The sequence below is a fragment of the Micromonospora orduensis genome (genome assembly GCF_006228125.1).
GTDB lineage: Bacteria > Actinomycetota > Actinomycetes > Mycobacteriales > Micromonosporaceae > Micromonospora > Micromonospora orduensis.
In genome coordinates this window covers 122,655-128,986 of the sequence record NZ_VDFY01000106.1, presented here as the reverse complement: position 1 = coordinate 128,986, position 6,332 = coordinate 122,655, and the positions used below count along the sequence as shown (strand labels likewise).

Genomic DNA, 6,332 nt, shown 5'->3' with positions numbered 1-6,332 from the left:
GGTCAGCGGGGGGTACGGGGAGCGGCGGCCCGGCGGGCCCGTTCGACCGCCGCCGGGAGGGCCGCGATGAGGGCGTCGACCTCGGCCTGCGTGCTCGTGTGGCCGAGGGTGAAACGCAGCGAGGAGCGGGCGCGGTCGTCGTCGGCGCCCATCGCCAGCAGCACGTGTGAGGGCTGGGCCACACCGGCGGAGCAGGCCGAGCCGGTCGAGCAGGCGATGCCCTGGGCGTCGAGCAGAAGCAGCAGGGCGTCGCCCTCGCAGCCGGGGAAGGAGAAGTGCGCGTTGCCGGGCAGCCGGTCGACCGGGTCGCCGTTGTAGATCACCTCGGGCACCGCCCGGCGGACCCGTTCGATCAGGTCGTCGCGGAGCGCGGCCACCCGGGCCGCGTACTCCTGCTGGCCCTTCACTGCCGTTTCCACGGCGACGGCGAAGGCGACGATGCCGGCGGTGTCCAGCGTGCCGGAGCGGACGTCGCGTTCCTGACCGCCGCCGTGCAGCAGCGGCGTGGCCGCCACGTCCCGGGCGAGCAGGAGAGCGCCCACGCCGGTCGGGCCGCCCAGCTTGTGCCCGGTGACGGTAAGCGCGGCGACCCCGCTGGCGGCGAAGTCGACAGGCACCTGGCCGACCGCCTGGATGGCGTCGGTGTGGAACGGCACGCCGTGTTCGGCGGCGACGGCGGCCAGCGCGGTCACCGGCTGGACGGTGCCCACCTCGTTGTTCGCCCACATGGCGGTGACCACGGCCACCCGGTCGGCGTGCGCGGCCAGCTCGGCGCGCAGTGTCTCCGGGTGCAGCCGGCCGGCGTCGTCCACCGGCAGCAGGCCGAGCTCGGCGCCCTCGTGCTCGGCGAGCCAGTCGACCGCGTCCAGCACGGCGTGGTGCTCGACGGCGCTGGAGACCACCCGCCGACGGTCGGAGCCGGCGTCCCGGCGGGCCCAGAAGATGCCCTTGACCGCCAGGTTGTCGCTCTCCGTGCCACCACCGGTGAAGATCACCTCGGACGGCCGGGCACCGAGAACGGCGGCCACCCGCTCGCGTGACTCCTCGACCCGGCGGCGGGCACGGCGACCCGCCGCGTGCAGGGAGGACGCGTTGCCGACCTCGCGGGCGGTGGCGACATACGCCTCCAGTGCCTCGTCGAGCATCGGAGTCGTCGCCGCGTGATCCAGGTAAGCCATCACCGTTCAGCCTACGGCCGAGTGGTCGGGCAGCGGAGGGCGGAGGGGCCTCTCGCGCGACGGCCGGGGCGGGTCTCCCCACCCCGGCCGGTCGACCGCGCACCCACGCTCAGGCGGGCACCGCGGTGACGACGATGTTGTCGCGGTACTTGCGGGCCTTGGCGTCGAACGGCCCACCGCAGGTGATCAGGGTCAGTCGCGGCTTGCCGTCCCGGGCGAAGTAGCGGTCCAACGGGATCTTGGTCTTGGCGTACTCCTCCCGGGCCACGACCCGGTACTTGCGGGCCTTGCCGTCGCCGCCGGTGGCGGTCAGGGTGTCGCCCTGATCGAGCTCCCGCAGCCGGAAGAACGCGCCCTTGCCCTGCTGGGCGCTGTCCACGTGACCAGCGATGACGATCGACCCGGCGGTCGTCTCCAGGCCGGGGCCGTACCGGTACCAGCCGATCTCGTCGACGCTCGGCGGCACCTCGAACTCGTTGGTCCGCTTGTTGATGCCGACCGCGTTGACCGTGGCCGTGACGTCGATCGCCGGAATCACCAGCCGGACCGGCGGGACGATCTCCGCCCCGGCCGGCAGTTCTCCGGCGGTAACCGGGACCGACTGGCCGCCGGCGGCGCTGGCCGACGGGGTCGGGGTAGCGGTGGCGAGGTTGGCCGCCTCGTCGGCGCCCACGTCCTCGGCCGGCTGGGAGCCGCACGCCACGAGCGTGGCGACGGTGAGCGCGGCAACGCCGGCGGCCAGGGCCGCCAGCGCGCCGCGGTTGCGCACCGTCACTTGCGGCCGGTCCGCGCGGTGGCCATCCGCACCCCACCGCCGAGCAGCAGGAGCACGCCGGCACCGGTGAGCACGTACCACCAGGTGTTCACGCCCGTGCCGGCCTGGCCGCCGTCACCGCTGGGCACGCCGCCCGGGGCGGAGTGCAGGCCGGTGATGGTCTGGGCGACCACGTCGAGGGTCTTGCCCTCGGCGGAGCCGATCGCGTAGACGATCGTCGCGGTGCCCTCCTTGAGGTTGAGGTCGGCCGGGCCGATGGCCACGGTGTCGGTGCCGGCCAGCACCACGTCCGCCTTCACGTTGCCCGCGTCGACGTCACCCTTGGCCTCGTTCGGGTTGGTGAGGTTCTTGAAGACCGGGGTGCCACCGGCACGCACGTCCACCTCGGGGGCGGCGGCGGTGTGCCGGACGATCAGCCGGGCCTTACCGGCGTCGACCTTGGAGACGTCGTTCACGAACGGGGTGATCTTCGGCTGGCCGGCGGCGTCGAGGTGCGCGGCGATGCTGATGTTCGCCCCACCCGGCACCGCCGCGTTGTCGACCTTGAGGATCGCGCTGCCGATCGGCTCGCCCGGCTTGGTGAGCGCGATGTCGTAGTCGCCCTCCTCCAGGTTCAGCGGGCCGGCGACGTCGCCGGGCTTGAAGTTGTCAAGCGTCTTCTTGCCGTTGACGTAGACGTCGACAGGGGTGTCCGGGATGCCGTGCACGACGGAGACCTTCGACGTGGCGGCGTACGCGGGCGTGGCGGTGAACGCGCCGACGCCGGCGAAGGCCAGCGCGGCGACGGCGCCGCCGGCGGCGACCCGACGGAAGTACGAGAGCTGCATGTCTGCCTCCTGGTGATTACTGCTGATTCGTCAGGCCTGGCTTGCAGAACGGGTTACGCCGGCTCTCCGGCGGATGGATGCGCACCGGGCGAACTTTCTTTTTCGGCGTCGTCCGCATCCGGATCGATGGCGAAAGACGAAGAGCAGGTGAGATGACATCGACCGGGAAAGTGGGGCGGAGGCTGTGGCAGCTACAGTCGGGTATGCCCCATCGAAGGCGAGCCGCCCGATGACGGCGCCACCCCAGAATCCAGACCCTCCGGTGGACGACACAGCCCTCCGGTTCCGCGCTGGCGACGAGGCGGCGCTGCGCGAGGCCTACGACCGGTACGGCCGCGCCGTGCTGCACCTGGCGACCACCATGCTGGCCAACCGCGCCGACGCCGAGGATGTGACCCAGGCGACATTCGTTGCCGCCTGGCTGGGAAGGGACACCTTCGATCCAGCCAAGGGGTCGCTGATCGGCTGGCTGCTCGGCATCGGCCGGCGCAAGGTGATCGACCGGATGCGGGCCTCGGCCCGGGAGACCCGGGTGGTGGAGACGGTCCGCCAGCTGCCCGAGCCGGCACAGACGGGCCCGGACCCGGACCGGGTGGTGGACCGGCTGGTCATCGCCGACGAGCTGGCCCGACTCCCGGACGACCAACGACGCATGCTGGAGTTGGCGTTCTACGACGACCTGACACACCAGCAGATAGCGGCGGTGACCGGCGTACCGCTGGGCACCGTGAAGAGTCACATCCGGCGCGGCATGGCGAGCTTGAAACGCAGATGGGAGGTGGACGGTGCAGCACCTGGACCACGACCGGCTGGTCTTTCTGGCGCTCGGTGAGAGCGAGGCGGACAACGGCGAGAGCACCCACCTCGACACCTGCGCGCACTGCCGGGCGGAGATGGAGACGCTTCAGCAGGTGGCCGGCCTCGGCGCCGAGACGCAGGGCCTCGCCGACCTGCCCGACCCGCCGGAGCACATCTGGCAGGGCATCGCGGCGGAGATCAGAGCAGCGGAGGCCCTGCCGTCGCTCACCGATTCCCGCCGGCAACAGGTGCTGCCCGAGCAGCCGAACGGCACGACCGCCGAGCCGACCACCGGCACGGCGGTCACCCGGTTGGATTCGGCCGGCCGGTCCCGCCGGGGCCGCGGCTGGTCCCGTTGGGCGTCCGTGGCGGTGACCGCGGCGGCCGCCGCGGCGGTCGGTGTGGTGGGGACTGCCTCCGTGCTGCGCTCGGACGACCCGGCTCCCGCTCCGCCGCAGGCGGTGGTGGCCCGCGCGCCACTGGCGGCGTACGGATCGACACCGCCGGCGGCCACGGGCGACGCCCGGGTTCTCCAGGACGGCCAACTGCACCTGCATGTGGCGAATCTCCCGAGCGTCCCGGGGTACTACGAGGTCTGGCTCATCAACCCGACGACGATGGAGATGTTCTCGGTCGGCACCCTGGGTGGCGGCTCCGATGCTCTGCTGCCACTGCCCCCGAACGTCGACCTCAAGAGCTACTCGGTGGTCGACGTCTCCGCCGAGCAGTACGACAACAACACCCGCCACTCCGGCGACAGCCTGCTGAGGGGCGCCCTGACGGGCTGATCGGTGGGCCGGCTCAGCTCCCCGGCCCGCCGATCAGCTCCCTCGTTGAAAAGGCAGTGGCCGCCCCGACACGTCGGGGCGGCCACTGTCGCGCAGCGGATCACTTACGCTTGCGGATCTCCTCGGCGGCCTGCGGGACGATCTTGAACAGGTCTCCCACCACGCCGAAGTCGGCCAGCTCGAAGATCGGGGCCTCGCCGTCCTTGTTGACGGCGACGATCGTCTTCGAGGTCTGCATGCCGGCCCGGTGCTGGATGGCACCGGAGATGCCGAGCGCCACGTAGAGCTGCGGGGAGACCGTCTTGCCGGTCTGGCCCACCTGGAACTGGTGCGGGTAGAAGCCGGAGTCGACCGCCGCGCGGGACGCGCCCACGGCACCGCCGAGCAGGTCGGCCAGCTCCTCGACCAGCTTGAAGTTGTCGGCGTTGCCGACACCACGGCCGCCGGAGACGACCACGCCGGCCTCGGTCAGCTCGGGACGGGAGCCCTTCTGCTCGGCGACCCGCTCGACGACCTTGGCCAGCTTGTCGGTGTCGGTGACCGACACGGTGAGCTGCTCGATCGCCGGGGTGGCGGCGGCCGGGCTCGGGGTGACCGAGTTGGGTCGCACGGTGACCAGCGGCAGGCCCTTGGTGACCTTGGACTTGACGATTGTGGAACCGGCGAAGGCGACCTGGGTGGCGGTGCCGTCGGCGTCCAGGCCGACGACGTCGGTCAGGATGCCGTTGTCCAGCTTGACGGCGAGACGGGCGGCGATCTCCTTGCCCTCCTGGGCCGACGCCAGCAGCACAGCGGCCGGCTGCACCCGCTGGACCAGCTCGGCCAGCACGGTGGCCTTGGGGGCCACCAGGTAGCCGTCGATCTCGTCACCCTCGGCGGCGTAGATCTTTTCCGCGCCGTACTCGCCCAGCTTGCCGCTCAGCGCCTCGGCGGCGCCAGCGCCGCCGAGCACGACCGCGCTGGGCGTACCCAGCTCACGGGCGAGGGTGAGCATCTCCAGGGTGACCTTCTTGACGCCGAATTCCTTTGTGGCTTCGACGACGACGAGAACCTCAGACATGTCCAGACCCGCTCTCACACGAACTTCTCGGTGGCGAGGAACTCGACCAGCTTGACGCCGCCCTCGCCCTCGTCGGTGATCTTGGCGCCGCCGGAACGCGGCGGACGCTTGGAGTGCTCGACCACGGCGCTGGTGGCGCCGTCGAAGCCCACCTCGGTCGGCGCGACGCCGAGGTCCGCCAGGGAGAGCGTCTGCACCGGCTTCTTCTTGGCGGCCATGATCCCCTTGAACGAGGGGTAACGCGGCTCGTTGATGGTGTCCCAGACGGAGACCACGGCCGGGGTGGAGGCGGTGACGACCTCGTAGCCCTCCTCGGTCTGCCGCTCGACGGTAAGCGTGCCGCCGTCGACGGTGAGCTTGCGGGCGCCGGTGAGCGCCGCGACACCGAGCCGCTCGGCGATCATGTGCGGCATGACCTGGACGCGGCCGTCGGTGGACTCCGCACCGCAGATCACCAGGTCGGCGTTGAGCTGACCGAGCGCGGCGGCGAGCACCTTCGAGGTGGCCACGGCGCAGGACCCGTGCAGGGCGTCGTCCACCACGTGCACGGCCTTGTCCGGGCCCATGGAGAGCGCCTTGCGGATCGACTCGGTCGCCCGGTCCGGACCCATGGTCAGGATCGTGACCTCGCCACCGTGCGCCTCCTTGATCTTCAGCGCCTCCTCGATGGCGTACTCGTCCATCTCATTGATCACGTTGTTCGCCGAACCGCGGTCGACGGTGTTGTCGTCATTGCGCAGGTTGCGGTCCGCGCCCGAATCAGGCACCTGCTTGACGAGTACGACGATATTCATCGCGCTTCGACGACCCTCCTGTGTGGTGATGCGATTCGCTCGCCCGGTCTGGGCCGCAGCCTCGCGCGTCGGTCGACGCCTGGTCAACCGCGGGCTGTTGTGCGGTTGCCCA

7 protein-coding genes are annotated in these 6,332 nt (G+C 71.4%); 2 read left to right on the top strand and 5 right to left on the bottom strand.

Going from position 1 to position 6,332, the window contains the following annotated elements:
• Window positions 1-2: 2 nt before the first annotated feature.
• The 3 genes from FHG89_RS07100 to FHG89_RS07090 all read right to left on the bottom strand — a co-directional run bounded on the left by FHG89_RS07100 (window position 3) and on the right by FHG89_RS07090 (window position 2,780).
• Window positions 3-1,178, bottom strand: a complete 1,176-nt coding sequence (locus FHG89_RS07100; protein ID WP_139583553.1) for a cysteine desulfurase family protein — start codon at window positions 1,176-1,178, stop codon at window positions 3-5.
• 109 nt (window positions 1,179-1,287) lie between these two features.
• Complete coding sequence (locus FHG89_RS07095) at window positions 1,288-1,953, bottom strand: class F sortase (protein ID WP_139583552.1); 666 nt, start codon at window positions 1,951-1,953, stop codon at window positions 1,288-1,290.
• The gene (locus FHG89_RS07090) at window positions 1,950-2,780 is read right to left on the bottom strand and encodes a DUF4397 domain-containing protein (protein ID WP_139583551.1); all 831 of its coding nucleotides are present in this window, start codon (window positions 2,778-2,780) and stop codon (window positions 1,950-1,952) included. The genes FHG89_RS07095 and FHG89_RS07090 overlap by 4 nt, the downstream gene beginning before the upstream one ends.
• Before the next feature lie 229 nt (window positions 2,781-3,009).
• On the opposite strand from FHG89_RS07090, the gene FHG89_RS07085 reads away from it, so the two are divergent.
• The gene (locus tag FHG89_RS07085) at window positions 3,010-3,612 is read left to right on the top strand and encodes an RNA polymerase sigma factor (RefSeq protein ID WP_139583550.1); all 603 of its coding nucleotides are present in this window, start codon (window positions 3,010-3,012) and stop codon (window positions 3,610-3,612) included.
• The gene (locus FHG89_RS07080) at window positions 3,566-4,366 is read left to right on the top strand and encodes an anti-sigma factor (protein ID WP_139583549.1); all 801 of its coding nucleotides are present in this window, start codon (window positions 3,566-3,568) and stop codon (window positions 4,364-4,366) included. The genes FHG89_RS07085 and FHG89_RS07080 overlap by 47 nt, the downstream gene beginning before the upstream one ends.
• 100 nt (window positions 4,367-4,466) lie before the next feature.
• Here the strand turns inward: FHG89_RS07080 and FHG89_RS07075 are convergent, their stop codons facing one another.
• Both FHG89_RS07075 and FHG89_RS07070 read right to left on the bottom strand, forming a co-directional pair.
• On the bottom strand, window positions 4,467-5,426 hold the full coding sequence (locus FHG89_RS07075; protein WP_139583548.1) for an electron transfer flavoprotein subunit alpha/FixB family protein: 960 nt from the start codon (window positions 5,424-5,426) through the stop codon (window positions 4,467-4,469).
• 14 nt (window positions 5,427-5,440) lie between these two features.
• A complete protein-coding gene (locus FHG89_RS07070; RefSeq protein ID WP_139583547.1) occupies window positions 5,441-6,220 on the bottom strand; it encodes an electron transfer flavoprotein subunit beta/FixA family protein in 780 nt (259 codons plus the stop codon).
• Window positions 6,221-6,332: the final 112 nt, after the last annotated feature.

Bases quoted from the DNA above. Each gene is read 5' to 3' on its own strand.
- FHG89_RS07100 (WP_139583553.1), bottom strand. From the start codon at position 1,178: ATGGCTTACCTGGATCACGCGGCGACGACTCCGATGCTCGACGAGGCA.
- FHG89_RS07090 (WP_139583551.1), bottom strand. From the start codon at position 2,780: ATGCAGCTCTCGTACTTCCGTCGGGTCGCCGCCGGCGGCGCCGTCGCC.
- FHG89_RS07085 (WP_139583550.1), top strand. From the start codon at position 3,010: ATGACGGCGCCACCCCAGAATCCAGACCCTCCGGTGGACGACACAGCC.
- FHG89_RS07075 (WP_139583548.1), bottom strand. From the start codon at position 5,426: ATGTCTGAGGTTCTCGTCGTCGTCGAAGCCACAAAGGAATTCGGCGTC.
- FHG89_RS07070 (WP_139583547.1), bottom strand. From the start codon at position 6,220: ATGAATATCGTCGTACTCGTCAAGCAGGTGCCTGATTCGGGCGCGGAC.